Below are 25,255 nucleotides of genomic sequence, written 5' to 3'. Positions count from 1 at the left end.
ATACTGGTAGCGGTAAAGCTGCCGGTTATATCATAGCTCCATCTCATGTTTCTTTCTCTGTACTGCCTGTGGCTGCTCCCTCCGGCGCAGTGCGGTATCTACGGCGTTCTGCACCTGCCGTAGCCGTATGACTTCCTCCCGGAGTGGCTTGTGCTGCGGAGACAGTTCGGCATACTCTGTTTTTAACTGTGCGTATTCCTGTTTCCATGCTTTCAGGGCAATGGGTTTTCCGTCCAGTTTTTCTTTCAAAATACGGCGGGCGGCATAAAACAGCCGTAACTCCGCATCGTGGGATGTTTCAAATTTCTCCCTCTGTTTCTTAAACTTGATATTGTTCAATTCCGTATGAACAGGTTTTAGCCGCTGGTAATTCTCGCCCTCCCGTATCAATTCCTGCAATTCCTTTATCCGGGCAGATTTCTTTTTCATGGAGTCGCTTAACGCTTCAAATTCATCGTTGACAGAGGAAAGACGCTCCTGCAAATCCTCTAATGTGAGCAGCTTGTTTTCCGTCAGATAATTGACGGCTTCGGCAAACTGCTTTAAGTTTCCGGTTCTGGCTTTATTGCTCCATGCCCCTGCGTTGCGCTGGTTGTAATAAGCGATCAACAGGTCGGCAAGGCTCGGTGTCTGCGGTTTGGAAAGTTCTTCTTTTACCTCTGCCATCCAGACAAACAGGGCTTTGATCTTCTTCCTCACATCCTGCATGAGCCGGTTGGTGGCTTTAATCCAGCGGTTCAGTTCCCCTTTCTCGGTGCGGATGCCCTTTGCTTCCATCTGCCGGACATTAGCTCCCTCGTGGACAGTAGGTATCAGGTCAAGCCCCTGCCGCACATAGGAACGGTGGTCGATACGCACATCCAGCCCTTTTTCCTCAAATTTTGTATTAACGGCAGCCGCCCACTGCTCCCGCCAGTGTTCCAGCGTTTCCGGCTCATGCCAGTCTGTTGTATGGACAGCGTTAAACATATAATCGCCGTTTTTATCCCGGATTCGGTTTCCATCTTCATCAAGAAGATATTCCCGACGCTGTTTTTGTCCCCATGTGCCATCCGGGTTCAAAGGGCGCATGGTTGTCATCACATGAAAATGCGGGTTAGGGATGCCGCCGTCCTCTTTCTCCGGGCTGTGAAAAGCAAGGTCGGCAATCATGCCTTTTGTCACAAACTGCTCCTGTACGAACTTCCTCGCCAGCTCCATGTTTTCTTCCAGCGTCAATTCATTCTGCATGGCAATATCAAAGGAATAGGCAAGCTGTGCTTTTGGATGTTTCTCGCAGTTCTCCACAGCATTCCAGAGGGTCGCCCGGTCAAGATATATTTCCGGCGCATGGGGCGGCAGCATGATTTCCGAAGCGATCACGCCGCCCTTTTTGGTGTAGTCGCTGACTTCTCCATAGTAGCTGCTGTAAAGACGCTCCCCGGCTCGATAGGCTGCGCTGGCAATGGCGCTCTGACCGGCGCTGCGCTTGATCTGTGCGATTGAAAAATGATAAAGTGCTATCCTTAGTCACCGCCTTTCTCCTGCCCGGAAATACGGGCGTGGTTCTCTGTGGCAGACCGGATGAAATGCTCCGCCTGCGGCAGATTCAAAATGCTTTCCATGAGGGAATAAAATTCCGCTTCGGATAGCTCCTTTGTCTGTGGTGCAATGCTCTCAATAGCTGCCCCACGGGTAATCAGCCGGTGCGTCCTCTGTTTCCGGGAACCGCTTTCCAGATACGCCTGCCGGTTTTTCAAACGCTGCATTTTCCGTTTTTCCTGTTCCAGCAGGACAGTGGTTTTTTCATATTCCTGCTTCAACTGTTCCAAAGATTTTTCCATGTTCTCACATCCTTTGCTGATAAGATAAAGAAAGACCATCCGCAGACAGTCCGTGTGTCAGTGCTTCTATAAAACCCGATGAAAAGGGAAAACCGCAGAGCGGATTTCTCTTTGCGGCGGGTACACAGGGGATAGCCGCTTTAGCGGCGCAAGGGGGTGTAGCCACCTTGTCGGAGCGAAGCGAACGCAGACCTCGGATTGCTGATTTTATCAGCGGCAGAGGTAAGCTCCGCAGGACGCACGATACATGGTCTTTAGACTATGTATAGAAGTGCGCCCTTAGTTCCTAAGGGATTTTGCCGTTTCCGGCAGTCTTGTCCTTTTTCTTGGAACGCTTGGAAAGATACTTCGGGCAGTCAACCACAACCGCCCGGAAGCTCTGTTTACATTCGTGCTGGCATTTCCGGCACAGTTCGTTGTAAGTGATACGGCTGCGGTCATTTAAGAAGAAAGACCATTCCAACCGCCGCTTGTTACTCATTCTTGCCATAACCGGCTCCTTTCTCCGTTTCTATCTGATGTACGCAGATAGGCTGTTTTGATGTAGCGTCTCGGTATCATTTTTAAGTTTTTTTCCCTCTGTATGCCCCTTTGGAAAGTGCGGCAGTATTGCAAGTCAGGGAATGATACCTCACGCTTATTTGTCGCTTCCCGGTACGGTTTCGGAGCCTTTTGCCATCCATTCAAAGAAAGCAATTTTGCTGACCTTGATAAGTCTGCCCCTGCGGAACGCTGGAAAGCCGGGTGTGTGTACCAGCTCATAGGCGCTCGCTCTTGAAATTCCCATAATCCGCTGAATGTCCGCCACATCCAGAACCAGCGGTAAATCCTCGTAGCTGTTCAATCTCTTTTTATCGTTCATTCTGTTCCTCCCATAAATCAAATAGGTTAAAATGCTTCCTGTTGCCGTTCTCCCCAAAAGCCGTTTTCCTGCCCCATTCCTGCGGTGTTTCCCTGCATTGGTGCGCCGAATGCGTCACTTCTCCTGCCGGTCATATCCCTTTTGGACGGTCATTCACTTGTCAAGGTACTGTGCGGTACGAAATTACCAACCGCAATCATCATAGCGTACTATCCTTGACAAAACAATGATTCTGCGATACCATGAGTGTAACGGATATAACTGAATTATATAATTACCATAAACAAAGGCAGGGGATAGGGATGGAGAATCAGTTTATACGGCATGAGCCATGTTTTGAGAGGATTTTGTTTGTCCTGACGCTGGACAGGAAGAAAATGAAAGAGCGGATTTTGATTGGGGAAGAACAGCAGATCCGCTTCCGTCTGAACGGGAGCCAAAACGCAGAGGTGCTTTGTGATATGACACGCCCACTGGGAACTTTTTTGATAAACTTTGAGCGTGACACGGACAGAGACTGGAACTTATACGGGCTTTCTCCGCTGCGGCAAGCTCTCCACTCCAACCGATGGAAACAGCCGGAGCTGGAGCAGGCGGCAAGCGAATTTCTTTGGGAGAAATATCTTAGCAACGACCCTCTGAAAATGTATGTGGCGTTCCGTATCTGGAACAGCTATCTGCTTGCCAGAGAACCCCGTGACCGTAACGCTGCCTGTGACCGCTTCATGGATAAAATGAGCAGACTGACCGGGGTATTCCAAAACGAAACCATGAGCTTTGACAGGGAGACAGGAAAACCGAAACAATTTCAAGCTGGCAGCCTTTATTTCAAAGGCGCACCGTCAGAAGATACCCGGCTTGACCTCTGGTTCCCGGACAACCGGCGCACAGAAGAATGTGTGTCTGCCTATGCGTCCCTCTACCCGTTGATTACCTATTATCTGAACAGGCTGAATGACTGGGGGCTTTGCTTCCGGCGGTGCAAGGTCTGTGGAAAATATTTTCTGGCAAAGAGCCAGCGGTATGAGCTGTGCAGCGACAAGTGCCGAAAAGCACAGGCGCTTCAAAACAAGCGGGAATTTGACGAGAGGTCAAGAGAAAATAACTATGACCTGCTTTATAAAAATGAATGCCAGAACTGGCGCAACAAAATAAACCGGGTAAAAAATACCGCAGGCTTTCCGGCTGACCGTCTGGAAAAAATACAGGCTTCCTTTTCCGACTTTAAGAAAGAAGCCTTACAGAGAAAAAAGGCTGTAAAAACAGGAACGGCCAGCCCGAAAGAATTTACGGACTGGCTGTATCAGCAGAGTAATGTAATTGTTGAGCTGACCGAGATATGAAAAACTTTCTATCGTCAATTTCGCATTATTGCAATAACAGATTGCTTCTTCCATGAATGGTAATATTATCATCAAACTTTTGGAAGAACTATAAATGTCCGAGGTGCCTTTGATTTCGACAAAAAAACAGGCCGAATTGTTACAAAGCTCGGACATTTCAAAAATTTTTTGAGAAATGGCGAAAAAAGCGGGGCAGCACACGCCGCCCCGCCGATCCCATACGGTTATTCCATCGTCCGCATTTGTTCAATCAGGGATTGTTTTTTCTGTCTGCGGACTGTCCATACAGACAAAATCAGCTCCATTCCGAATAATACCAGAATGAACAGGCCCATTTCCAAAACCGGGAATTTGTAAGGCACTACCTTTCCGGCAAAAATGGCAATGCTCATTTTTCTGCAAGCAAAGATGGAAGCCGGAAGCCCAACGATCAGCGTCGCCAATGTTGCAAAGAGCGCATAGCACAGGCCCTCGCAGATGTTCATTTTACATAGCTGTTTTTGTGTTAGACCGATGGAACGCAAAACACTGTTTTCCTGCTTTCTGGACATCTGGTTAGAGAGTGTCGTATTGATAAGATTGATAACACCAAAAAGGAATACCAGCCATGAAAGCACCTCCATACTCCCGAATGCCACCTGATCTTTCGACTTCATATATTCAATCCGTATATTTATTTCATCTAAAGCAAGGTTACTATGGCTGGCAACAATATTTTTTAAGCCAGCTTTTACGATTTCCGCTTTTTTCGGATCGCTTGCAATACTCCACGAATAGTCAAATGAAGTAATTTCCGGGTGTAGTTCACAGAACAAATCCTGTGGTGCAAATGCAACAGCCCCATCAATAAGTAATTTACCATGCCCGGTATATGTGCCTGGGCCAAATAGCCCTGATATAGTAACAGGAACGGATGACTGCCCCTCTCCGAAAGATATTTCGACCGTTGAACCAACTCCCATATCTTCATAAGAATCTACAATCGAGCGTGAAATTACGATACTATGAGAATCTGTTGGCATCGTTCCCTCCGTCAATGCAGCCTCAACCTTAGCATAATTCTGATCGGTCAGCATATCACAGTTTCCAGTGTTCTGATTGATGTCCCCCTTAAAAGTTGTATGAAGCGTTTGTCTGTTTGCAATTACATCTGTGACACCATCAATAGATAAAATTTCCTGCTTTAATTCCTCGTTCAGTGGATTTCCTGCTGCCATAAGTTCTTCTTCTGGCACTTCTGATTGTAGATAAATTTTATAATCGCCATCTGGAAAATAAAGTCTTGCCCGTGCTTCCGGGGAGCGCGTTAATACAATGGAAGATACCACAAGTAGGATAATTCCGCCCAAACTCAATGAGGCTACAATAGCAACGGTCTTTTTTCCGTCACGCTTAAAATTCGCAATTCCCATTGAAACAGGATTGAGCTTGATAGTCTTTTTCCGGCTGCGGATGTCCTTTTGCGCCGGGGTAAAACGGACGGCTTCAATGGGGGAAATCCCTGCCGCAATTTTCACCGGCTTACGGATGGAAACAGATACCATGATCCAACTGCTTATAAGCGTTAAAATAACCGTTGCCACATAGGAAACAGCGTTAAAACCCTTGGAAAACAGGAGGAAACCGCCGCATACGCCCAGCACTGTGCCAATCAGAATCCCGATACTGCCGAGTTTGCGTCCCTCGTTCTTTACAATCCGCTTGATTTGCTTTGGTGTCGCACCAATCGTCCGAAGCTGCCCGTAGCTCTTGATTTTGTCATTGATGGAAATACGGAAGATACTCTGGATCACAATATAGCCGCCGATCAGAACAATGGCAATCACGCTAGCCATCAGTGGTGCAAAATCAAAGGATTTAGAGGCATAAGCAAAATACTTGTTGTTCATTTTGGGTATAGGAAGCTGATATTCCTCCGCAATCTCCCTACAATAAGAGGTCATCAGTTCTTCGTCCAACTGGTCGCTGTTTTTGAAATGGGCATAGGCACGATACCCAGCGGGGTTAAACCCATCCCATTCTTTCAAGGCAGCTTTGGAAAGAATGATAGCGCAGGTATTCGCTTCTTTTTCGTTTACGCTGTCCATAATGCCGGTAACAACATAATTACCATGAAAGCTCTCGGTGTCTAAGGTCACAGTGTCCCCAATTTTGGCATTGTTTCCATAGGTGGAAAGAAAGTATTCGCTTACGACAACTTCATTTGCTTTTTCAGGAACCCGGCCCTCTAACAACTCCATCTGCGCCTTGGTAATCTCCATCATTTGCGCGTCGCAATACACATAGGACGCATGATAGCCTTGTTCTGAAAGTTCCTCACCCAGCATATAGTAGCCGCCTACGCGCTCAAACTCCGGCAGTCCTTTCAGGGTTTCAATGTCGTTTTCCTCTACGCCCATCCAGACCGCCTCATAAGTATCAACAACCTGATTGCGCTGCATTTGTGTCAGGGAAGTAGATACAATTCCCGTAAAGCAGATCAGAAACGCCGCCAGCGCAACAGCGATCACTACCATCAGATTCCGGCGCTTCTCGCTTTGCAAACTTTTCTTTGCCAGCTTCTTTGTAATGGCGCTGGTATCATTTTCAAAAGGCCATGTCATAGCCTGCCACCTCCTTATTCCACAATCTTGCCATCCTCAATGCGGACAATCCGATCTGCAAGACGGGCAATGTCGTTGTTGTGGGTAATCATCACGACAGTTTGCCGGAACTCCGCACTGGTGCGCTTGATAAGCCCCAGCACCTCGGCACTGGTCTTACTGTCAAGGTTGCCGGTCGGCTCGTCGGCCAGCACAATAGCCGGTTTGGTAATCAGGGCGCGGGCAATCGCCACACGCTGTTGCTGTCCGCCGGAAAGATTGTTCGGCATATTTTTCAGTTTATCTTCCAGCCCCAGCAGGTGAACGATCTCGTCCAAAAACTTCTGATCCACCGTGTCCCCGTCCAGCTCCACCGGCAGGACAATGTTCTCATACACATTCAGGATGGGAACAAGGTTATAGTTCTGGAAGATAAAGCCGATGTTGCGGCGGCGGAAGATGGTGAGCTGTTCGTCATTCATTTTCGACAGCTCTTTGTCCCGGACAATCACATTGCCGGAAGTAGGGGTGTCCAGTCCGCCCATCATGTGAAGCAGGGTAGACTTGCCGCTGCCGGAGGTTCCCACAACGGCCACAAACTCGCCGTCATTTACGGAGAAGTTCACGCCGTCAAGGGCGCGGGTGATATTCGGCTCTGTGCCGTAATACTTTTTCAGGTCGATAGTCTGTAAAATGCTCATAAAATTCAATCCTTTCTTTGTTTGTTGTAAATGCGGAACGCTGCTGCGCCGGTGGCCGCCAACTGTACCAGAATCAGCACAGCAAACAGGCCGAAGCTCTCATAGTAGAACAGTTCATCCCAAAACAGGAGAACATCACAGAGAGCAGTCAAGGCAACCGTCCAGCGGATGTGCCGGGCCAGCCATTGCCGGAATACCAGCACAAGGGCAACGGGCTGGACGATCAGCAGCGCCAGATTCAAAATCAAGGTCGGGGTCAGTTCCATTGCGTCGCCTCCTCACTTTTGTTGATAAGGTCATTGTAAAACCCAAATGTCCGCGAAATGTTACAGCGGCCAAAAAATTTCATTGAAAATCGGGGTGAAATGTTACAACACTCGGACATTTCAAAATCAGTCTGCCATTTTGATCCGTTCCACCAACGAATTTCTGCATTGAATTTTTAGACAGATAGCAGAAATTATAATAGGTGTTATTATTAAGCAGACACCGTAAATCAGTAATGGAATAAAAGGAAAAGCATATTGAAAATAAGTTAATCCATTCGCAGACAATATCCGTACTAACAAATACCCTATCAAGGTTCCTACCACAACCGTAATAATCAAGCATGGAATAATCAGTAAGACACTTTCATGCAGCAGCATTTTCTTTAGCTGCTTTTTTGTCATACCGATAGATTCCAATATTCCAAATTCTTTTCTCCTTGTACTGATACGACTAATCAAGGTGTTTGTCAGATTAAAAATGCTAAACATAATGACAAAGGCAGATACTCCATAAACTTGTACGCTGGTATTATGAATCGTATTTGCCGAAGATGCTTTTACCTCTTGTAAGGTTTCCATTACCAAATCAGGGTGTCGGGACAGTATATTATTTAATTTGCTTTCTACTGATTTACCCACTTTTTCATATTCAGGTACGGACAAAGTTAAGGAAGCTGTTAAATCCATATCGCCCCACAACTTTTCTATGGTTTCTTTGGGGAGATAAAAGCCCTCATTCATACTTTTTTCGGAAGTACCGGCAATCAAAATATCTATGCTGTGTTCAGCCCCATCAAACCATCGTAATGTCACTTTTTCTCCTATTGACGGGCAAGCATGATAGACTTCTTTCTGTACACTTGTTCCTAATATAACCATAGCGTCTTGTTTCACCAATGTTTCGTATGTCCAATCAACAGGAAGCGTTTTCAAAATTTCTTCCTGATTATCAGGCGTAATCGGAATAATGGGAATTTCTAATTGTTCATTGTGATACTCAATAATGGCTGCGGTTCTCTCCGTAGCATAAATCTCTTTAACTTCCGGGATTTGTTGCAATTCTTCCATGAGTTCCTGTGAAAAAGGCGTATCAACTTGATACTCCGAAATACCATACGGTTTCGGATTGACTAATGTATTGTGGTTAATCGTAATATAATATTCTCCATCTTCCAAATTCCCCATTCTTGCAAAGGAATCTGGATTCCATGATGATATAAAAGTGGCTCCAACCATAAATAAAATCCCGCCGATTGCAAGCGAGGCAATCGTCAGATTGTGTTTTTTTCGATTCTGCTTTTCGCTCAATACGGCTAAAGAATACGGTGAGAGACGAATATGATTTTTCCTGTTCCGCACTCTACTTTCTTTTAGTTCTGGATTGTTTCCAACATATTTTGTTGCTTCAATAGGGGAAATATTTGAAGCTATTTGTGCGGGCTTGTATACGGAAATTTGTACGATGATAATGCCTAATATTATTGCGAAAATACTTGTGGCTATGGCATTGATAATCGTTATTCCATTCGGCTCTAACAAATATGCAAATATGATACCTACTGTAATACCGGCAGGTATTCCGAACAGGCAGAAACGATACCCCTCTTTACGAATCATCCGCTTAATTTGTTTTTCTGTCATGCCAATAGTTTTGAGCTGTCCAATCTGCGACACTTGATTTGATACCGAAAGGTAGAACACACTGTATATGACAATTCCGCTTGAAAATGCAATAAAAAGAGTAGCTAAAAGAACACCTCCCATTCCTGATCCACTGATAAGTGAGGAACAGAATTTGCTATTAAAATAAAGCTGGTTCCTGCTTATGTCTTGGGATAAAGCCAGACGATATACTGTATTCTCAAAATCAATAAGTCCCATTTCCGTGGCACCATTTACACGAATCAAGGCACTATATGGAATATCAGATAATAACACACCCTGTTCTGCATACGCTGGGGAGACATAAAAGTAAAATGTTCCTGTTTCCACATTATCAGTAAAACCAGTAATGATGAAATCCTCTGTTTTACTCCCTGCCGTTGGTAAAGTGATGGTATCTCCTATATTTAGCTGATACCCCAGTTCTAATTGCACATTTTTATCAATTACAATTTCATTGTACTGTTCTGGACAGGTTCCACTGACTAATTCATAGGATTTTATAATTCCAAAACCAGTCGGCATATAAACCGCTTCAAATTTGATCCCATCCATCAGAAAACTATCACTATGCTTATAGGGTACAATATCTTCAAGATCAGGTTCTTTTTTCAGAACTTCTATCTGTTCTGCTGTAAGCCCCCCGATGGTAGCTTGCTGCATTTGATTCAAAATCTTTTGTTCACTAATTTTGCTGCCTTGTTGGAATAAGGAGATTCCCACAATCAAACTAATTGCCAGCGCAATGGTCAAAACATTAAAAAAGCAAAAAATACGATTTGAAGATACATTGCGTTTTGCTAATTTCTTTACAATGGCGCTGGTATCGTTCTCAAAAGGCCATGTCATAGTTGTATCACCTCCATATTTGATAAGGGTATTGTAAACCCCAAATGTCCGCGAAATGTTACAGCGGCCAAAAAATTTCATTGAAAATCGGGGTGAAATGTTACAACGCTCGGACATTTCAAAAAAATTTACGGCGGGCAGCCGGAAATGGCCGTCCGCCGCGTTCTATTTTGTAGGCAGCATAATGGAAAATTCCGAACCCTTGCCCGGCTCCGAAACCACTTTGATATAGCCGCCCTGCCGCGTTACGATCTCGCGGGCCAGATACAGGCCAATGCCAACGCCCTGCTGTTCGTGTACTTCTTCCTCACGATAAAAGCGCCGGAAGATAGCGGCCTGATTGCTTTCGGAAATGCCCTTGCCGGTGTCGGTTACTTTAATCTCCACATACATTTCCCATAGCACCACCGACACAGCGATTTTTCCGCCCGCCGGGGTGTATTTCACCGCATTGTCCAGCAGGTTAAAGAGGGCTTCGGATGTCCACTTGCTGTCATGGGAAACGGTCAAATCCTCCGGGCAGTCCACGGACACAGCGATTTCCTTTTTCTCCGCTGCATACACGATCCCACTCATGGCCTGCGCCACAGTATCAAAGAGGCGGCCCGGTTTCTTATCCAACTGGATCACGCCTGTTTCCAGACGGGAGGTTTTCACAAGGGCCTGAAAGAGAAAGTCCAGCTTATCCGTCTGGCTGCGGATTCCCCGGATAAAGTCGGTGCGCTCTGCCTCGGCCATAGGCTTTTCCAGCAGGGTGTCCGTCGCCATTTTCAGATTGCTTACCGGCGTTTTCACCTGATGGGAAATATCCGATACAAGGGTCTGTAACTCCTGCCGTTCCTCGTCCACCCGGCGGCGGTTCTCCTGCATGATCTGGTAGAGCCTTGCCAGACGGTGCCCAATTCTGGCAAGCTGGGTTTCGCTGTCCTCTGGGCGCTGGGGCGCTTCATTCCCGGCGATCATGTGGTCTAAGGTCTGGCACAGGTCAGCGGTAAACTGCGACAGCCGCTTTCCAAACGCCTGCGTCAGTACGAAAATCCCCACAAGGGCACACAGCAGCAGCGCCCCGCCTGTCAGCAGCACCGCCGTCTGTTTTGTCACAAAAAACAGGACTATGGTGATCCCGGACATGGAGAGGACAAGCCCTATTGCCACCCGGCCAAACAGCCGCTTTACCGAGAGGTTTTGAACCTTCATTTTGCCTCGCCTCCCGTCCATTGATAGCCCATGCCGTAAACAGTCTTGATGTAGGGTGCGCCGCCGTCGGATTCGATCTTGCTGCGAATCCGGCTGATGGAGGTTGTCAGGGTGTGTTCGTCTACAAACCTCTCGTCTATATCCCACAGCTTTTCCAAAAGCTGCCCACGGGTCAGCACTTGCCGGGGATTTTTACGAAACAGGTTCAGCATTTTGTACTCCATCGGGGATAGGGTCAGGGGCTTGCCGTTTAGGGAAGCCGTCTGCTCCGAGAAGTCCAGAAACAGCCGTCCGTCATCGTAAATGTCCTTAGCCGGTTTGTGGTGTTCCAGCATGGCGAACATGGCTTTGATCTTCCGCTGCAAGGCCCCGATTACAAAGGGCTTTGTGATGTAGTCCACCGCGCCCACCTCATAGCCCCGTATCTGGTCGCTCTCCTGATCGTTGGCGGTCAGGAATATTACGATGGTGTCCGGGTGCTGGGGCTTTATCAGCTTGCACAGTTCAAAACCGTTCCCGTCCGGCAGGTTGATGTCCAGCAGCACTAAATCAAATTCCCGCTGGCGGATGGCTTCGGCTGCGGTTCTGGCATTTAGGGCAGAAGTCACGCCGTAGCCGTCTGCGGTCAGGTTATAGTCTAACATCTTATTCAAAAAACTGTCGTCCTCGACAATTAAAATCTGCTCCATATTCTCACTTCCTTTGCTTTTTGCAGATAGTATAACAGGCAAATGTCCGAGAATTGTTACAAGGACAAATATATTTATCATTTTACAGCTTTTTTATGTGTACTGCAATTTTATAAAAGAAAGGACAGCAGTATCATCAAATTGCTGTCCTTGCGGTTTATTATAGCTGGTAGTGTATAAGCGTGGGTTCATCATATTTGGTGTGGTATCTTTAACTATGGGAAACTCCTCGTTCCCATTTTGAAATTGTTTTATCGCTGATTCCAAGTTTTTCAGAAAGCTGTTTTTGAGTATATCCCTTTCTCTTTCTCTCATCAGCGATGAATCGTCCAATTTTAATCTGGTCCATATGTTTTCCTCCTTTCTGGCTCAATTATCTCCCCATTTTATTGCCAATCACACCCACGAGGCGTAGAATATGGTGAATCTATGCGGGTTCTACGCTTCGTAGACTAATCTATTTATCTGTTATCACCTATTTCTTACCAAAGCTACTTATATCTTCTAAATCACTTACCATCTACGACAGCCTGCAAATCATTATATATTCCTCATCATTCTCGTCCACGATCTGGAATCCAACGCTCCACTATCTCCAGCTCATCCCGTGTAACCCGGCATATGAGATTTAACACCTCCACACCGGCAGCCTTCGCCTCATAGAAAGTCTCCGCGAACTCCCTGTGTATTTCCGCATTTGGCCTGACATCAGTTATCCCTGTCATCGGAATGACAAATGCCACATAGCATTTATATCCCTCGGAGACCGCCTTCATCAACTCCCGCAAATGCCTGACTCCCCTGTCGGTGGGTGCATCCGGAAAATATCCTATCCCATCGATCTCCTGCGTACAGCCCTTGACCTCCATGAGATACTTTGTGCCATCCTTTTCCATATAGAAATCAATCCTTGAATCCCCGTATACATACTCTGGCTTTATAAAGTCATAATCCTTAGTTTTAAGCCATTCCAAAACCACCTTATTCGGCACCTGACTATCCACGTTCACCCAGCCAAGCTTTGGATCCTCCACCGCTATGAGATCGTATTTCGTCTTGCGGTTTGGATTTGCAGACTTCTCAAGGCTGACCGTGTTCCCCGGTATCAGCAAACTGCTAAGCCTCCCTGTGTTCTTTACGTGCACGGTCTCTGTAACTCCGTCTATCTCCACATGGGCTGTGAACCTGTTTGGCCTTTCTACGAACTTGCCTGAGATAACATTTGTATATTTCACCTTGCCTTACATCTCCCATCTATTCCACAACAGAGCGGTTCATCATGTAGAATGAGAACCTTGCCTTGTCCACAAGCTGTCCCTTGTCATCGTAAATATTTGCCTCGTACAGTGACACCTTCTTGCCCTGGCGGATCTCGATCCCCTCACAAATGAGATACTCCGTGTTCATAGCCGGAGCTATATATGTCATGGTTCCATCTATAGTTGAAGAAAACTTTCCGTAGGTACATGCTGCGATCCCGCTCACTATATCCGCAAGTGAGTACAGGCATCCACCATGCACAGAACCATATGGATTCAGGACATCCTCTGTGACCATCATCTTGCCCTTCACATATCCAAGGCTCATATCGACCAAATCTATTTTCAGGTTCTGGACATAGATGTTGTCCTTGTTAAACCTTATCAGCGCCTGTTTCACATCCTCGGACATAGCTTTTTTGTTGTCGTTTATCTCATTCATGCTTAGTTTTACCTTTCAACTCTATTTTCATGTTCATACATCCTGCGCACATATCAAAAGCACTTGTCCAGAATATCCGGATCAAGTCCTTTTCTTCCCGTTACAAATCCAATTCCAAAGTACAGCACCGCACCTACCATCAGTCCCCACACGACCGCATTTATCCCAGCGATCTTGATAAAATACGTTGCAAATATATATGTTGCGATCGCGCCTACGCTGCTGCACACCGCCGCCTGCTTAGTTCCCTTCTTCCAGAACAGGCCTCCCACAAGGGGCCAGAAGAATGTGCATTCAAGTCCGCCAAATGCAAACATGTTGAGCATGAAAATTATATCCGGCGGATTGATCGTGAGAACCATCACCACCACGCCGAGCAACATCGTAAGTATCGTGCTCACCAGCTTGACATTCTTGTCGTATTTCTCATTTTTCACTGGATCATCACCCACCACGTAATTCTTCCACAGATCCTTCACTATAGCTGCTGTGGCAAGTATGAGGAGCGAATCCGCTGTCGACATGACTGCTGCCATCGGCGCTGCGAGGAATATCGCTGCTATTCCAGGCGGCATGATCTTCTGTACTATATATGGTATAAAATAATCCGAAGTCGGAAGATTGTCCGTATCGACAAGTGCGCCAGCCCATGTTCCTGCAAGATGCATTCCCACGATCACAAAGCTGCATGTGAGAACTCCGATCCACATCGCTCTGTGCATGCTCTTCGTATCCTTAAATCCCATGGCGCGCACAGCAGTTTGGGGAAGTCCCAGCGTTCCAAATCCCACAAGCACCCAATAGCTGAGCAGCCCTCCTGGCGTGTATTTCGAGAAAATGTCATCGTACACCTCCGGCAGATTTGTCTGAAGACCGGCATCTATCGCGGCAAGACCGCCCCCGCTCCTTAAGACAAAGAATATAAACAGGAATGTTCCGATACACATTACTATTCCCTGAATCGTGTCAGTTATGACAACCGCACTGAATCCGCCAATAGCTGTGTACAATATCACGACTGTGCCAAATATCAAAAGTGAACTCACATGATCCATTCCCGTTATGGATGCTATAAGTGTGGCTCCTCCCGTAAACTGGCTTATCATCTGTGCTATGAAGAAAACTATAAGTCCAAGGCTCGTTATAACCACCAGCGCATCGCTCTTGTATCTCGCCTTGAAGTAGCCCACCACTGTCACAGCGCCCGTTCGTCTGGACACTATCGCCAGCTTATTTCCAAGCACACCGAGCACCAAAAATGTGACCGGGACCTGGATAGCAGCTATCCACGCCTGTGCATATCCATATGTAAGCCCCGCTGCACCCGGCCCTGATATAAATGAACTAGCGGAGGTATATGTTGCCATGATCGTCATGGCTAGGACGATTCCGTTCATATTTCTTCCGCCTATGAAATACTTCTTCTCGGACGTTGTGTGCAGACTTTTCTCCGCCCTTCTGCTGTAGACAAAGCTCACCACAACATTGAATAACAGATATCCGAGAAAAACCGATAAGATCAATATCTGATTACTGTTCATTTTCACCCTCACTCTCATCCTCTTCATATTGGAAATCTACAAACACAAACTTAAGCAGCCAGAATACACCGATTACCGCAAGCACCACTGTTCCAAGCACCGAGACCACAAACCACGCCGGCATATGGAACACCGTCCACCCGGTGCCATTTAGCAGAAACGCGGTTAGCACATGCCATAAAAAACATACAAATACCACAAGCAGCGTCGCTTTGATCTCTTTTATGCACTGCCTGTGCTGTTCTTCCTTTGTCAGTTTCATCATAATAATATATCCCCTTATATTTCATAAATACAACGAACAATGCTCATTATATCACGCTGATCATTTTTTTCATAGTTACCCCGCCAGCCACCAAAATCCTGTGCATATACAAACTCTGTATTGTTGTCTGCACAAAAAAACTGGCGCACAGACGTTTCGTCCATACACCAGCTATTTATAGTTTACTGTATACCGATTTATGTTACGCTATTTTCTCTTTAACATTTTCCAATTCATATAACGTATCCGGATCAATATCCAGACATTTTGATGTATCCCTCGTTCCTGTCACATCCCATGCCAAAGTTCCATTCAAAATTGTACATGAATTCAAAAAGAAATCTTTGTCTCTAAGCGGTTCAAACACTTTCTTATCCAGTAGTGGTTTTGCATCATAACATACAATTTTGCCATCCTCAAAATACACATATACTGTATAATCTTCAAATGGAACTACCTGTACTATATCATATATCATGCCAATTCCCCCTCTCTGTATAGTATATAAATTTTTAAATCAATGGATTTATTCTGTTTAATGGCAAACCATCCTTCGATAATTCCCAATTCTGCATTAACTCATCTTGATGAATTACGCACCATGCAAGTATGAGCTTTAACTGCCTTGAAGGCAATGCACCTTTTATAACCCGTGCTTCATTTATATCTATTATAGCTTTATTTCCGTTATATTCTGCATGAAAATGTGGCGGATTATGATCATCATAATACATAGTTATTCTGATTCCATAAAACAGTGATATTTCTGGCATACTATCAACCTCCAATTATTATTGATAATATTATACTATATCATTCCAAGGCTATTCAATAACTATCATTACTATATCAAAAGATAACTTAAGTAAATTTAGTCTTCTCTAGTTATTTTTTCCTAACCATATTGGCACAATCACTTATAAATTTGAATACAAAAAGCGCCAGCACATAAACCTTGGGATATATCCAATATTAAGCGGACATACCACCAGCGTAAATGCGCCAGCGTCTTATTTACTCTATATACATTTTAATTCAGATCTTTATACATTGATCTCCGCAGTAACACCGAGGATATCCTTGTTCTCATCGAGGATAGGCTGAATGACCTCTGAAAGGAACTCTCTTGTCTGTTCAGGAGCACGACCTACGAAGTTCTTTGGCTCAAGGATAGATACGATCTCCTCCTTTGTCATACCAAAATCAGGGTCTGCTGCGATACGGTCAACGAGATCATTCTCTCTTCCGTACTTCTTGACCTGCTCACCAGCAAGCATTGAGTACTCTCTGATCTTCTCATGAAGCTCCTGACGGTTGCCGCCACGCTTAACAGCATCCATCATGATATTCTCTGTTGCCATGAATGGAATCTCCTTCATGAAGCACTGATAGATAACCTTGTCATATACCACAAGACCATCAACAACGTTCAGGTACAGATCAAGGATTCCATCAACTGCGAGGAATGCCTCTGGAACTGAGATACGCTTATTTGCTGAGTCATCCAGTGTTCTCTCAAACCACTGTGTTGCGGCTGTGATAGCAGGATTGAGCGCGTCGCACATTACATAATTGGCAAGTGATGCGATTCTCTCACTTCTCATTGGATTCCTCTTGTATGCCATAGCTGATGAACCAATCTGGTTCTTCTCAAATGGCTCCTCTATCTGCTTTAAGTGCTGGAGAAGTCTGATATCATTTGAGAACTTGTGTGCACTCTGTGCGATGCCTGAGAGCACATTAAGAACTCTTGAGTCGACCTTTCTTGAATATGTCTGGCCTGATACAGGATAGCACTCAGCAAATCCCATCTTCTCAGCGATCTTTCCATCTATCTTTCTCACTGTCTCGTGATCTCCTCCGAAGAGCTCAAGGAAACTTGCCTGTGTTCCAGTTGTTCCCTTTGATCCGAGAAGCTTCTGCTGGCTGATCATGTACTCTATATCAGAGAGGTCAAGGAGCAGCTCCTGCATCCAGAGTGTTGCACGCTTGCCGACTGTCGTTGGCTGTGCAGGCTGGAAATGTGTAAATGCAAGAGTTGGAAGATCCTTATACTGATCTGCGAACTTTGCCAGCTCATTTATAACATTGATGAGTTTCTTTCTGACAAGCTTTAATGCCTCTGTCATAACGATAACGTCTGTGTTATCGCCTACATAGCAGCTTGTTGCTCCAAGGTGGATTATTCCTGCTGCCTTAGGGCACTGAACACCGTATGCATATACGTGGCTCATTACGTCGTGACGAACCAGCTTTTCTCTCTCTCTGGCAACATCATAGTTGATGTCATCAGCGTGAGCCTTGAGCTCCTCGATCTGCTCATCTGTGATTCTTGGATTGCCGTTCTCGTCCTTGAGACCAAGCTCCTTCTCTGTCTCAGCAAGAGCTATCCACAGCTTTCTCCATGTCTTAAACTTCATATCAGGTGAGAAAATATACTGCATTTCCTTACTAGCGTATCTTTCACACAGTGGGCTTTCGTACTTGTCCTTACTCATGTCTTTACCTCTTTCTTCCTGTAGTCTCCCGCATCTGCCAGCTGACAAATGCTTTTATATCTTATCACACAACTATTATACATGGGTTTCAGATTATTTCCATGCTTTTTTTGCATAAACCAGAAATTCGGAATCAATATCTGCTTTTCCGCTGATATGATTCCGAATTTTTACTTTATTGTCTTCCGACAAGTGCGCACTTTCGTGCGCTATCACCAGGACTCCTCCCGCTTACGCGGGCCCCTCCTCATATCTTGTCTTCCGACAAGTGCGCACTTTCGTGCGCTATCACCAGGACTCCTCCCGCTTATGCGGGCCCCTCCTCATATCTTGTCTTGCGACAAGTGCGCACTTTCGTGCGCTATCACCAGGACTCCTCCCGCTTACGCGGGCCCCTCCTCATGATATAATATGAGACTCCGAGCCTCTCTTGAAGTCTTCGTGGTCGCCTCTGATGTCCTCTGTAGGCGGTTTCATAGGATATTGGCCGCTGAAGCATCCATGGCAGTACTGTCTTCCGCCTGAGAGCTCCGGAAGTCTCTCCATCTTCAGGTACGCCAGAGAGTCGGCGCCTATGATCTTGCATATATCATCTACAGACCTGTTGTATGCTATGAGCTGTTCTCTGTCCGGAATGTCAGTTCCAAAGTAGCATGGATACAGGAATGGAGGTGAACTGATCCTTACATGGACCTCTGTCGCTCCTGCCTCCCTGAGCATGCCAACTATTCTGTCACTCGTAGTTCCACGAACTATAGAGTCATCTATCATTATGACACGCTTGCCATTTACAGCCTCCTTAAGGACGTTCAGCTTAACACGCACGCTGGACTCTCTCTGGCTCTGCTGTGGCTTTATGAATGTTCTTCCCACATATCCATTCTTGACAAATGCCGTTCCATATGGAATACCCGATTCAAGTGAATAGCCCATGGCCGCTGCATTTCCCGATTCAGGAACGCCAACTACCACATCAGCGTCAACCGGGCTGTCCTTTGCAAGGCATCTTCCGGCTGTGATACGCGAATCGTACACAGACATTCCATCTATGACTGAATCAAGTCTCGCAAAGTATATATACTCAAATATACATCTTGCATGCTGCTCCTGGCACATGTTCTTGTACGACTGGATTCCATACTCAGGTGATATGGTTACAACCTCTCCAGGCTCCACATCCCTGACAAATTCGGCACCTATTGTATCGAGCGCACAGCTCTCAGATGCCAGTATGTATGCGTTATCACGCTTTCCTATACAAAGCGGTCTGAAACCAAATGGATCTCTGGCTCCAATAAGCTTTCTAGGACTCATGATGACAAGTGAATATGATCCCCTTACTTTCTTGAGAGCTCTAGTGACAGCCTCCTCAACGGAACCGCACTTAACTCTCTCCCTGGCTATATGGTAAGCTATTACCTCAGAATCAATTGTAGTCTGGAATATAGCGCCTGTGAGTTCCAGCTCACGTCTAAGCTCAGGAGCATTTACCAGATTGCCGTTGTGTGCAAGTCCCAGAGTTCCCTTTACATAATTGAGAACCAGTGGCTGTGCATTCTCTATAGTGCTGGCACCGGCTGTTGAATATCTCACATGACCCACGCCGATATTTCCCTTTAGCTTGCTCAGTGAATCAGGTGTGTACACCTCATTCACAAGACCCATGCCCTTTAAGGAGCTGACCTTGCCCTTAGGACCAGCAGTGTCTGACACCGCTATACCGCAGCTCTCCTGCCCACGGTGCTGCAATGCAAACAGACCATAATAGATCGTGTTCGCCACATCATTTCCATCGAAATCATAGATACCGAAGACTCCGCACTCCTCGTGCATCTCGTGCATCTCGTCCTCGTCATAATAATGGGATCTTAAACATTCGTTCATAAATATATGCCTCTCATGTTATATTATTGTAACTGTCACGGCCACATAATTCTCATCGTATGTCTGGTAACAGTCATATCTTTCACCACATAAAACTTTATCTGTTTTACCACAACATGTCAACAGATAAATTCTATCATTTTTAGGATTATACCCCCCTTTTTTCATGCATTTTCACCAACAGCAGTATGTTTCGCAAGTATTTATCTATTTAAACTTGAGAAAATCCACATCTCTCTGTCACAACCTCGCCTCACCGGTCGCGCTGTGCTTCTCTCCTGACGCGGCAGGTTACCACATAGTCCTTCCGGCTTCCACCTGGAATTGAAAAAAGCCCAAAAGATACAAATTTTACGTACTTTGTATCTTTTGAGCTTTTATACCACTCTCTACTCCACTGCGTATCCCTTTGCCTTTATGAGATCCACCATCTTGTATACATACTTCTCACACAGCTCATCTGTGGCTGCCTCGACCATAACTCTGATGACTGGCTCTGTACCGCTCTGTCTGAGAAGAAGTCTTCCGTCGTCTCCAAGCTCTGCTGCTATCTCATCGTTCAATTTCAGCACATCAGCATCGTTCATGACTGCATCCTTGCTTGAAACTTTGACATTCACAAGGAGCTGTGGATATATCGTCAGGCTGTGGAACAGCTCTGAGAGCTTGACCTTACGTCCAAGTATAGTCTCCATGATCATCAGTGAGGTGAGGACACCGTCACCGGTTGTTGCATACTTGGAGAAGATGATATGTCCTGACTGCTCGCCGCCGATGGAATGTCCGTGCTCCATCATATTTTCGAACACGTACTTGTCACCGACTGCCGTCTTCTCATAGTTGATACCCTTCTTGTCAAGTGCTTTGTAAAGTCCAAGGTTGGACATGATAGTTGTGACTATGGTGTTGTTGTTCAACTCGCCCTTATCCTTCAGATAACGACCGCAGACATAGAGGATCTTGTCTCCGTCCACGATCTCACCCTTGTCGTCCACTGCAAGACATCTGTCCGCATCACCATCAAATGCAAATCCCACATCAAGTCCCTTCTCCTTGACAAATGCCTGAAGCTTTTCAATGTGTGTTGAACCACAGTCTGTGTTGATGTTTGTTCCATTTGGCTCATTGTTGATGACATATGTCTTTGCTCCGAGAGCGTCATACACCGACTTTGCAACCAGATATGACGCACCATTTGCACAGTCAAGACCAATTCTCATTCCCTTGAAAGGTCTGGTAGGGATCGTGAGCAGATAACCTATATATCTGTTTCTTCCCATTGTGTAGTCGGTGGTCTTACCGATGCTGTCCTTCTTTGCAAATGGTATCTCGCCAAGCTCACCATCTATATACTGCTCGATCTCATTCTCGATGGCAGCCTCAAGCTTGTAGCCCTGACCATTGATTACTTTGATTCCATTGTCATAGTATGGGTTATGGCTGGCTGAGATCATGATACCGCAGTCAAAATCACCTGTGCGGACTATATAAGACACACTAGGTGTAGGTGTTACATGCATCAGGTATACATCAGCTCCGCTGGCTGTAAGTCCCGCAACCAGAGAATACTCGAACATGTAGCTTGAAAGTCTCGTATCCTTTCCGATGACGACATGTGCCTTCCCATCCTCATGCTGCTTGCCATAGTAGTAGCCAAGGTATCTTCCAACCTTATAGGCATGCTCCACTGTAAGGTCTACATTTGCCTCGCCTCTGAATCCATCTGTTCCAAAATATTTACCCATTGTAAAATCCTCGATTCTATTATTCTATAACCTCATCCTGCTCGCTTTCCTGAACGACCAGAAGATCTATCGCTCTCCTGTGGATGTGTATCTTGGTCTCCTTATATTCTCCGCCGAACTCACCATCACATGTCCATGCAACCGGATCCTCTGCATCAAACTTGACCCTGTGAGCCCTGAATGAAACCATGCTCCTCTCATTCACATCACCTGTAAGGAGTGCCCTGACCACTCTCTCCAGATCAGCCGGTGTCTTCATTGTCCTTATCAGTACTCCCTCAAAAAGTCCGTCATCGAACTCAACTCCTTTTCGGGTTATACTCTTAAACCCTCCAACGGATACCGAGTTGGACACCATACCGAATATAAACTCGCCTTCCTGCTCGTCCCCGTCTATTGTAACCTTCATCTTGTAAGATGGTACATTTGCCAGGCTTTTTATCCCCTGCAATACATATGCCGCATGCCCAAATATATTCTTCATATTCTGCGGCGTTGCATATGATGTATCTGAGAACATTCCAAAAGCTGCGACATAAACAAAGTTCTTGTCGTTCAGACTTCCTATATCTATGGAGAACGGCTCTGCCTTCACTATCATCTCAGCCGCCTCAACCGTCTCTCTCGGTATGTCCATGCTCCTTGCAAAGTCATTGGTGGAGCCACACGGAATATATCCAAGTGGAACCCTTATCCCGCTCTTCATATATCCTGTAACTGTGTTGCCCAGGGTTCCATCGCCCCCCGCACATACGATCACATCGTAGTTTGCGCCTTCCTCCTGAACAATTCTCTCTGCGTCATCTGCCGATTTCGTAAGATATGTCCTGACCGCGTAATCGTTATTGCAGAACACTTCCAGCACATCCACCAAAGAATTCTTCAGAGTAGTCCTACCCGCTTTGGGATTCATGATGAACAGCATATTCTTCATACTTTCAATAACACAACCTTTCCCTTTGATACTGCTTATTTACTTGTGATCCTCCTTGTACTTCATGTACAGATCATACCCCTTCTTGCGGAGCTTGCATGATGGACAATGTCCGCAGCCCTCGCCCTTGATGCCATTGTAACATGTGAGTGTCATATCTCTGATAACATCCAGTCCGCCCAGCTCATCAGCCATCTTCCATGTCTCCATCTTATCGATCCACATCAATGGTGTTATTATATCAAACTCGTAGTCCATTGCAAGGTTAAGTGTTGTATTTAACGATTTGATAAATATATCCCTGCAGTCCGGGTATCCTGAGAAGTCGCTCTGGGACACTCCTGTTATTATATCAGATATTCCCCTCTGTTTGGCAAATATTGCTACAAATGTAAGAAATACCATGTTTCTTCCATCGACAAATGAATTCGGCGTGCCCTCCTCAGGTGCATTTTCGTCAACCTTCATATCTGTTCTTGTCAGTGAATTTGGCGCGAGCTGGTTCAACAGGCTCATGTCGAGTATGTGATGCTCCACTCCGAATTTGTCCGCGATCTCCTTAGCACACTCAAGCTCTAACGCATGTCTCTGTCCATAGTCAAATGATACGGCGTACACCTTCTTATACTTCTTGAGTGCCCACAACAGACACGTTGTGCTGTCCTGTCCGCCGCTGAATACTACAACTGCCTCATCCTTATTCTTTAAATTCTGCATGATCTCATCCTCCATATATAATCAAATATGATATTCCGAACCGCATTATAACGCTCACGGATAAATAAATTCACCATTATCAATTCAGTGTACCGATAACTATCTTCCCGCATTGTACATCATCAGCATCTTGTTCTGCAGAGCTGTGTCGCTCTCAAATCTTCCCCTGAGAGTGGTCGTCATGGTCTTGCTTCCCGGTTTCTTGATGCCCCTTGCCGTCATGCAGCTGTGATGTGCCTCTATCATGACCGCCACGTCCTCAGTTCCAGCAGCCTTGGATATGACGTAGGCTATGTCCGAGCCTATCCTCTCCTGGAGCTGAAGTCTCTTCGCCACCATATCCGCAATCCTCGCTATCTTAGAAAGTCCGAGCACTCTTCCATTTGGAATGTATGCGACTGACACCTTCATGTCGTACATAAGCGCCATGTGATGCTCACAGTAGCTGAACACCTCTATATCCTTGACAAACACCATGTCACCGGCCTGCCTTGCCACTCCATCCTCAGCAAATGTCTTGCCGAACATCTCGGCCAGCTCGTCATTGGTGTAGTTCATTCCCTCAAATACTTCCTCGTACATACGCGCAACCCTGTCAGGAGTCTCTACAAGTCCCTCCCTGTCAGGATCATCTCCAAGGGCAATCAATATCCCTCTTACGTGTTCCTTTATAGCCTCTTTATCTATCGCCATCTTATACACCTCTTTCTTCCGGATCCCAAATGAACTTGTGAAGCTGTAACTGAAGCTTCACATCATTCATATCGTTCTCGATCATAAAATCCACTATATCCGCAGGATCTATGCTGCCATACACAGGACTGATGAATACTCTCGTCTTCTCATCCAGCGCATACTCCCTAACTATCTCAAAACATTTTTCCAGATCCTCCTGTGAACCGACCACAAATTTCACCGAATCATTCTTGTCTATATAGTTATAATTTGCAAGGCACATGTCATTCTCCATGCCGCTGGATGGACATTTGTAATCCAGCGTGTACGATACATTTCCCCCAAGAGCCTTGAACTCTGCGATATCCACACTTCCATTTGTCTCGATCTCGACCCTTACATCATCCTCCAGCTCAAATGCAAGGAGCAACTTATCTATGTCCTTCTGTATCAGCGGTTCCCCACCTGTCAGGGTTACATTCTTCACCTTTGTTCTTCTGACATAATCGATGATCTCATCCTCGGTGAGTTCCTCATAAGGAACACCTGCCTCATTTGCCCACTTGGTATCGCAGTAACCGCAATCAAGATTGCATCCCGCAAATCTTATGAACACGGCAAGTTCTCCGGCTCTTGCAGCCTCACCGTTGATACTTATAAATCTCTCTACTACTCTGTATGTGCTCACGACTGTATTTCCTTTCTTCCGGTGTATATTCTCCATTCTCTCACATCTTCCAGATTTTTAGACCTGCCAGCTTCTCACCGGAATCCTATCATATATATTTACTCACAATAAGAAGCCACGTTGTTCGGTGTCTCATACACACTTGCCTCTATGACCTTGTAACCCCGGCCTGCCATCTCATCGTATATATACTTTGCGAAGTTCTCAGCAGTAGGTCTGAAATCAACCTTCACGATTCTCAGATTTTCCGCCAGCAGCGCATCCTCCGTCGCCTGCTTCAGGCTTCCCGTTTCCATGATAAGGCTGTGGTCAAAGTAATCCGCAATCTCCTTCAGATCCTTCTTCAGATTGGAGAAATCAACCACCATTCCTCTGTTCTGTGTATCGCTCTCAAGAGTCTCCGCACCGACCTTGATCTCCACCGTCCATCTGTGTCCGTGGATATTGCTGCATTTGCCATCATAATCTTTCAAAAAATGGGCGCTGTCAAAACTTGCCTTTGTCTTTAACTTATACATAACTCCTCCTATAAGCATCCAACTGTTCACCACAAAAAAAGACCAGAATAGGACATTCTGATCTTCTTCTGTCCTAGTTTTGTTTAGTGACAGGATGGTACTAATGAACTGT

26 protein-coding genes are annotated in these 25,255 nt (G+C 45.8%); 1 reads left to right on the top strand and 25 read right to left on the bottom strand.

Annotated elements, in window-relative coordinates; genetic code table 11:
* Positions 1 to 30 precede the first annotated feature (30 nt).
* The 4 genes from mobQ to GT575_RS04360 all read right to left on the bottom strand — a co-directional run bounded on the left by mobQ (position 31) and on the right by GT575_RS04360 (position 2,685).
* Positions 31 to 1,503: a MobQ family relaxase gene (mobQ, locus tag GT575_RS04375; RefSeq protein ID WP_173016068.1), complete on the bottom strand. Its 1,473-nt coding sequence runs from the start codon at positions 1,501 to 1,503 to the stop codon at positions 31 to 33.
* 2 nt (positions 1,504 to 1,505) lie between these two features.
* Positions 1,506 to 1,823: a DUF3847 domain-containing protein gene (locus tag GT575_RS04370; RefSeq protein ID WP_008816380.1), complete on the bottom strand. Its 318-nt coding sequence runs from the start codon at positions 1,821 to 1,823 to the stop codon at positions 1,506 to 1,508.
* Positions 1,824 to 2,109: 286 nt separating this feature from the next.
* Positions 2,110 to 2,313: a hypothetical protein gene (locus GT575_RS04365; protein WP_004614949.1), complete on the bottom strand. Its 204-nt coding sequence runs from the start codon at positions 2,311 to 2,313 to the stop codon at positions 2,110 to 2,112.
* A 147-nt stretch (positions 2,314 to 2,460) separates the two neighbouring features.
* Positions 2,461 to 2,685 (bottom strand): helix-turn-helix domain-containing protein, encoded by a 225-nt coding sequence (locus GT575_RS04360; protein ID WP_005362423.1) that lies wholly within the window; start codon positions 2,683 to 2,685, stop codon positions 2,461 to 2,463.
* 302 nt (positions 2,686 to 2,987) lie between these two features.
* Here GT575_RS04360 and GT575_RS04355 point away from each other — a divergent pair, with 302 nt between their 5' ends.
* A complete protein-coding gene (locus GT575_RS04355) occupies positions 2,988 to 4,028 on the top strand; it encodes a DUF6076 domain-containing protein (RefSeq protein WP_008816376.1) in 1,041 nt (346 codons plus the stop codon).
* Between the two features lie 224 nt (positions 4,029 to 4,252).
* Here GT575_RS04355 and GT575_RS04350 read toward each other — a convergent pair whose 3' ends face one another.
* The 21 genes from GT575_RS04350 to queD form a co-directional block, all read right to left on the bottom strand.
* Positions 4,253 to 6,631: an ABC transporter permease gene (locus GT575_RS04350; RefSeq protein ID WP_154265035.1), complete on the bottom strand. Its 2,379-nt coding sequence runs from the start codon at positions 6,629 to 6,631 to the stop codon at positions 4,253 to 4,255.
* 14 nt (positions 6,632 to 6,645) lie between these two features.
* Positions 6,646 to 7,311: an ABC transporter ATP-binding protein gene (locus tag GT575_RS04345; RefSeq protein WP_071422048.1), complete on the bottom strand. Its 666-nt coding sequence runs from the start codon at positions 7,309 to 7,311 to the stop codon at positions 6,646 to 6,648.
* Positions 7,312 to 7,316: 5 nt separating this feature from the next.
* Positions 7,317 to 7,577 (bottom strand): hypothetical protein, encoded by a 261-nt coding sequence (locus GT575_RS04340; RefSeq protein ID WP_129900489.1) that lies wholly within the window; start codon positions 7,575 to 7,577, stop codon positions 7,317 to 7,319.
* 126 nt (positions 7,578 to 7,703) lie between these two features.
* Positions 7,704 to 10,091 carry an ABC transporter permease gene (locus tag GT575_RS04335; RefSeq protein WP_035300449.1) on the bottom strand — a complete coding sequence of 796 codons (2,388 nt, stop codon included), beginning with the start codon at positions 10,089 to 10,091 and terminating at the stop codon, positions 7,704 to 7,706.
* A gap of 165 nt (positions 10,092 to 10,256) precedes the next feature.
* Positions 10,257 to 11,288 carry a sensor histidine kinase gene (locus GT575_RS04330; RefSeq protein ID WP_129976260.1) on the bottom strand — a complete coding sequence of 344 codons (1,032 nt, stop codon included), beginning with the start codon at positions 11,286 to 11,288 and terminating at the stop codon, positions 10,257 to 10,259.
* Positions 11,285 to 11,977: a response regulator transcription factor gene (locus GT575_RS04325; protein WP_035394423.1), complete on the bottom strand. Its 693-nt coding sequence runs from the start codon at positions 11,975 to 11,977 to the stop codon at positions 11,285 to 11,287. Before GT575_RS04325 ends, GT575_RS04330 begins: the two co-directional genes overlap by 4 nt.
* 211 nt (positions 11,978 to 12,188) lie before the next feature.
* The gene (locus GT575_RS04320) at positions 12,189 to 12,326 is read right to left on the bottom strand and encodes a helix-turn-helix domain-containing protein (protein ID WP_015533259.1); all 138 of its coding nucleotides are present in this window, start codon (positions 12,324 to 12,326) and stop codon (positions 12,189 to 12,191) included.
* Between the two features lie 205 nt (positions 12,327 to 12,531).
* On the bottom strand, positions 12,532 to 13,212 hold the full coding sequence (gene sfsA, locus GT575_RS04315; protein WP_161171558.1) for a DNA/RNA nuclease SfsA: 681 nt from the start codon (positions 13,210 to 13,212) through the stop codon (positions 12,532 to 12,534).
* 19 nt (positions 13,213 to 13,231) lie between these two features.
* Positions 13,232 to 13,678 carry a PaaI family thioesterase gene (locus tag GT575_RS04310; RefSeq protein ID WP_161171557.1) on the bottom strand — a complete coding sequence of 149 codons (447 nt, stop codon included), beginning with the start codon at positions 13,676 to 13,678 and terminating at the stop codon, positions 13,232 to 13,234.
* A 53-nt stretch (positions 13,679 to 13,731) separates the two neighbouring features.
* Positions 13,732 to 15,219, bottom strand: a complete 1,488-nt coding sequence (gene panF, locus GT575_RS04305) for a sodium/pantothenate symporter (protein WP_118649308.1) — start codon at positions 15,217 to 15,219, stop codon at positions 13,732 to 13,734.
* Complete coding sequence (locus GT575_RS04300) at positions 15,209 to 15,484, bottom strand: YhdT family protein (RefSeq protein WP_161171556.1); 276 nt, start codon at positions 15,482 to 15,484, stop codon at positions 15,209 to 15,211. Before GT575_RS04300 ends, panF begins: the two co-directional genes overlap by 11 nt.
* 202 nt (positions 15,485 to 15,686) lie before the next feature.
* Positions 15,687 to 15,962 (bottom strand): DUF2442 domain-containing protein, encoded by a 276-nt coding sequence (locus GT575_RS04295; RefSeq protein WP_022059619.1) that lies wholly within the window; start codon positions 15,960 to 15,962, stop codon positions 15,687 to 15,689.
* A gap of 34 nt (positions 15,963 to 15,996) precedes the next feature.
* Complete coding sequence (locus GT575_RS04290; protein WP_015533263.1) at positions 15,997 to 16,257, bottom strand: DUF4160 domain-containing protein; 261 nt, start codon at positions 16,255 to 16,257, stop codon at positions 15,997 to 15,999.
* Between the two features lie 270 nt (positions 16,258 to 16,527).
* Positions 16,528 to 17,982, bottom strand: a complete 1,455-nt coding sequence (gene purB / locus GT575_RS04285; protein ID WP_055279814.1) for an adenylosuccinate lyase — start codon at positions 17,980 to 17,982, stop codon at positions 16,528 to 16,530.
* A 399-nt stretch (positions 17,983 to 18,381) separates the two neighbouring features.
* On the bottom strand, positions 18,382 to 19,866 hold the full coding sequence (gene purF, locus GT575_RS04280; protein WP_055143859.1) for an amidophosphoribosyltransferase: 1,485 nt from the start codon (positions 19,864 to 19,866) through the stop codon (positions 18,382 to 18,384).
* A gap of 389 nt (positions 19,867 to 20,255) precedes the next feature.
* Complete coding sequence (gene glmM, locus GT575_RS04275) at positions 20,256 to 21,611, bottom strand: phosphoglucosamine mutase (RefSeq protein ID WP_055223692.1); 1,356 nt, start codon at positions 21,609 to 21,611, stop codon at positions 20,256 to 20,258.
* A gap of 19 nt (positions 21,612 to 21,630) precedes the next feature.
* Positions 21,631 to 22,545 carry a diacylglycerol/lipid kinase family protein gene (locus GT575_RS04270; RefSeq protein ID WP_022216588.1) on the bottom strand — a complete coding sequence of 305 codons (915 nt, stop codon included), beginning with the start codon at positions 22,543 to 22,545 and terminating at the stop codon, positions 21,631 to 21,633.
* Positions 22,546 to 22,584: 39 nt separating this feature from the next.
* Positions 22,585 to 23,262, bottom strand: a complete 678-nt coding sequence (gene queC / locus GT575_RS04265) for a 7-cyano-7-deazaguanine synthase QueC (protein ID WP_055143853.1) — start codon at positions 23,260 to 23,262, stop codon at positions 22,585 to 22,587.
* A gap of 99 nt (positions 23,263 to 23,361) precedes the next feature.
* Positions 23,362 to 23,955, bottom strand: coding sequence for a GTP cyclohydrolase I FolE (gene folE, locus GT575_RS04260; protein ID WP_117548574.1), 594 nt, complete (start codon positions 23,953 to 23,955; stop codon positions 23,362 to 23,364).
* A gap of 1 nt (position 23,956) precedes the next feature.
* Complete coding sequence (queE, locus tag GT575_RS04255; RefSeq protein ID WP_022216591.1) at positions 23,957 to 24,661, bottom strand: putative 7-carboxy-7-deazaguanine synthase QueE; 705 nt, start codon at positions 24,659 to 24,661, stop codon at positions 23,957 to 23,959.
* A gap of 62 nt (positions 24,662 to 24,723) precedes the next feature.
* On the bottom strand, positions 24,724 to 25,143 hold the full coding sequence (gene queD, locus GT575_RS04250; RefSeq protein ID WP_192934998.1) for a 6-carboxytetrahydropterin synthase QueD: 420 nt from the start codon (positions 25,141 to 25,143) through the stop codon (positions 24,724 to 24,726).
* Positions 25,144 to 25,255 lie beyond the last annotated feature (112 nt).

It is taken from the genome of Coprococcus sp. BIOML-A2, from assembly GCF_009875795.1.
Taxonomy (GTDB): Bacteria; Bacillota; Clostridia; order Lachnospirales; family Lachnospiraceae; genus Coprococcus; species Coprococcus aceti.
This window is presented reverse-complemented; position numbering and strand designations above follow the sequence as displayed.

Excerpts from the sequence above, each read along its gene's own strand:
- GT575_RS04300 (WP_161171556.1), bottom strand. The coding sequence starts at position 15,484 with ATGATGAAACTGACAAAGGAAGAACAGCACAGGCAGTGCATAAAAGAG.
- queE (WP_022216591.1), bottom strand. The coding sequence starts at position 24,661 with ATGGAGAATATACACCGGAAGAAAGGAAATACAGTCGTGAGCACATAC.
- GT575_RS04350 (WP_154265035.1), bottom strand. The coding sequence starts at position 6,631 with ATGACATGGCCTTTTGAAAATGATACCAGCGCCATTACAAAGAAGCTG.
- GT575_RS04360 (WP_005362423.1), bottom strand. The coding sequence starts at position 2,685 with ATGAACGATAAAAAGAGATTGAACAGCTACGAGGATTTACCGCTGGTT.
- GT575_RS04295 (WP_022059619.1), bottom strand. The coding sequence starts at position 15,962 with ATGATATATGATATAGTACAGGTAGTTCCATTTGAAGATTATACAGTA.
- purF (WP_055143859.1), bottom strand. The coding sequence starts at position 19,866 with ATGAACGAATGTTTAAGATCCCATTATTATGACGAGGACGAGATGCAC.
- queC (WP_055143853.1), bottom strand. The coding sequence starts at position 23,262 with ATGCAGAATTTAAAGAATAAGGATGAGGCAGTTGTAGTATTCAGCGGC.
- GT575_RS04270 (WP_022216588.1), bottom strand. The coding sequence starts at position 22,545 with ATGAAGAATATGCTGTTCATCATGAATCCCAAAGCGGGTAGGACTACT.
- GT575_RS04290 (WP_015533263.1), bottom strand. The coding sequence starts at position 16,257 with ATGCCAGAAATATCACTGTTTTATGGAATCAGAATAACTATGTATTAT.
- GT575_RS04365 (WP_004614949.1), bottom strand. The coding sequence starts at position 2,313 with ATGGCAAGAATGAGTAACAAGCGGCGGTTGGAATGGTCTTTCTTCTTA.
- GT575_RS04370 (WP_008816380.1), bottom strand. The coding sequence starts at position 1,823 with ATGGAAAAATCTTTGGAACAGTTGAAGCAGGAATATGAAAAAACCACT.
- GT575_RS04325 (WP_035394423.1), bottom strand. The coding sequence starts at position 11,977 with ATGGAGCAGATTTTAATTGTCGAGGACGACAGTTTTTTGAATAAGATG.
- purB (WP_055279814.1), bottom strand. The coding sequence starts at position 17,982 with ATGAGTAAGGACAAGTACGAAAGCCCACTGTGTGAAAGATACGCTAGT.
- panF (WP_118649308.1), bottom strand. The coding sequence starts at position 15,219 with ATGAACAGTAATCAGATATTGATCTTATCGGTTTTTCTCGGATATCTG.
- queD (WP_192934998.1), bottom strand. The coding sequence starts at position 25,143 with ATGTATAAGTTAAAGACAAAGGCAAGTTTTGACAGCGCCCATTTTTTG.
- GT575_RS04345 (WP_071422048.1), bottom strand. The coding sequence starts at position 7,311 with ATGAGCATTTTACAGACTATCGACCTGAAAAAGTATTACGGCACAGAG.
- GT575_RS04355 (WP_008816376.1), top strand. The coding sequence starts at position 2,988 with ATGGAGAATCAGTTTATACGGCATGAGCCATGTTTTGAGAGGATTTTG.
- GT575_RS04340 (WP_129900489.1), bottom strand. The coding sequence starts at position 7,577 with ATGGAACTGACCCCGACCTTGATTTTGAATCTGGCGCTGCTGATCGTC.
- GT575_RS04310 (WP_161171557.1), bottom strand. The coding sequence starts at position 13,678 with ATGAATGAGATAAACGACAACAAAAAAGCTATGTCCGAGGATGTGAAA.
- folE (WP_117548574.1), bottom strand. The coding sequence starts at position 23,955 with ATGGCGATAGATAAAGAGGCTATAAAGGAACACGTAAGAGGGATATTG.
- GT575_RS04320 (WP_015533259.1), bottom strand. The coding sequence starts at position 12,326 with ATGGACCAGATTAAAATTGGACGATTCATCGCTGATGAGAGAAAGAGA.
- GT575_RS04330 (WP_129976260.1), bottom strand. The coding sequence starts at position 11,288 with ATGAAGGTTCAAAACCTCTCGGTAAAGCGGCTGTTTGGCCGGGTGGCA.
- glmM (WP_055223692.1), bottom strand. The coding sequence starts at position 21,611 with ATGGGTAAATATTTTGGAACAGATGGATTCAGAGGCGAGGCAAATGTA.
- GT575_RS04335 (WP_035300449.1), bottom strand. The coding sequence starts at position 10,091 with ATGACATGGCCTTTTGAGAACGATACCAGCGCCATTGTAAAGAAATTA.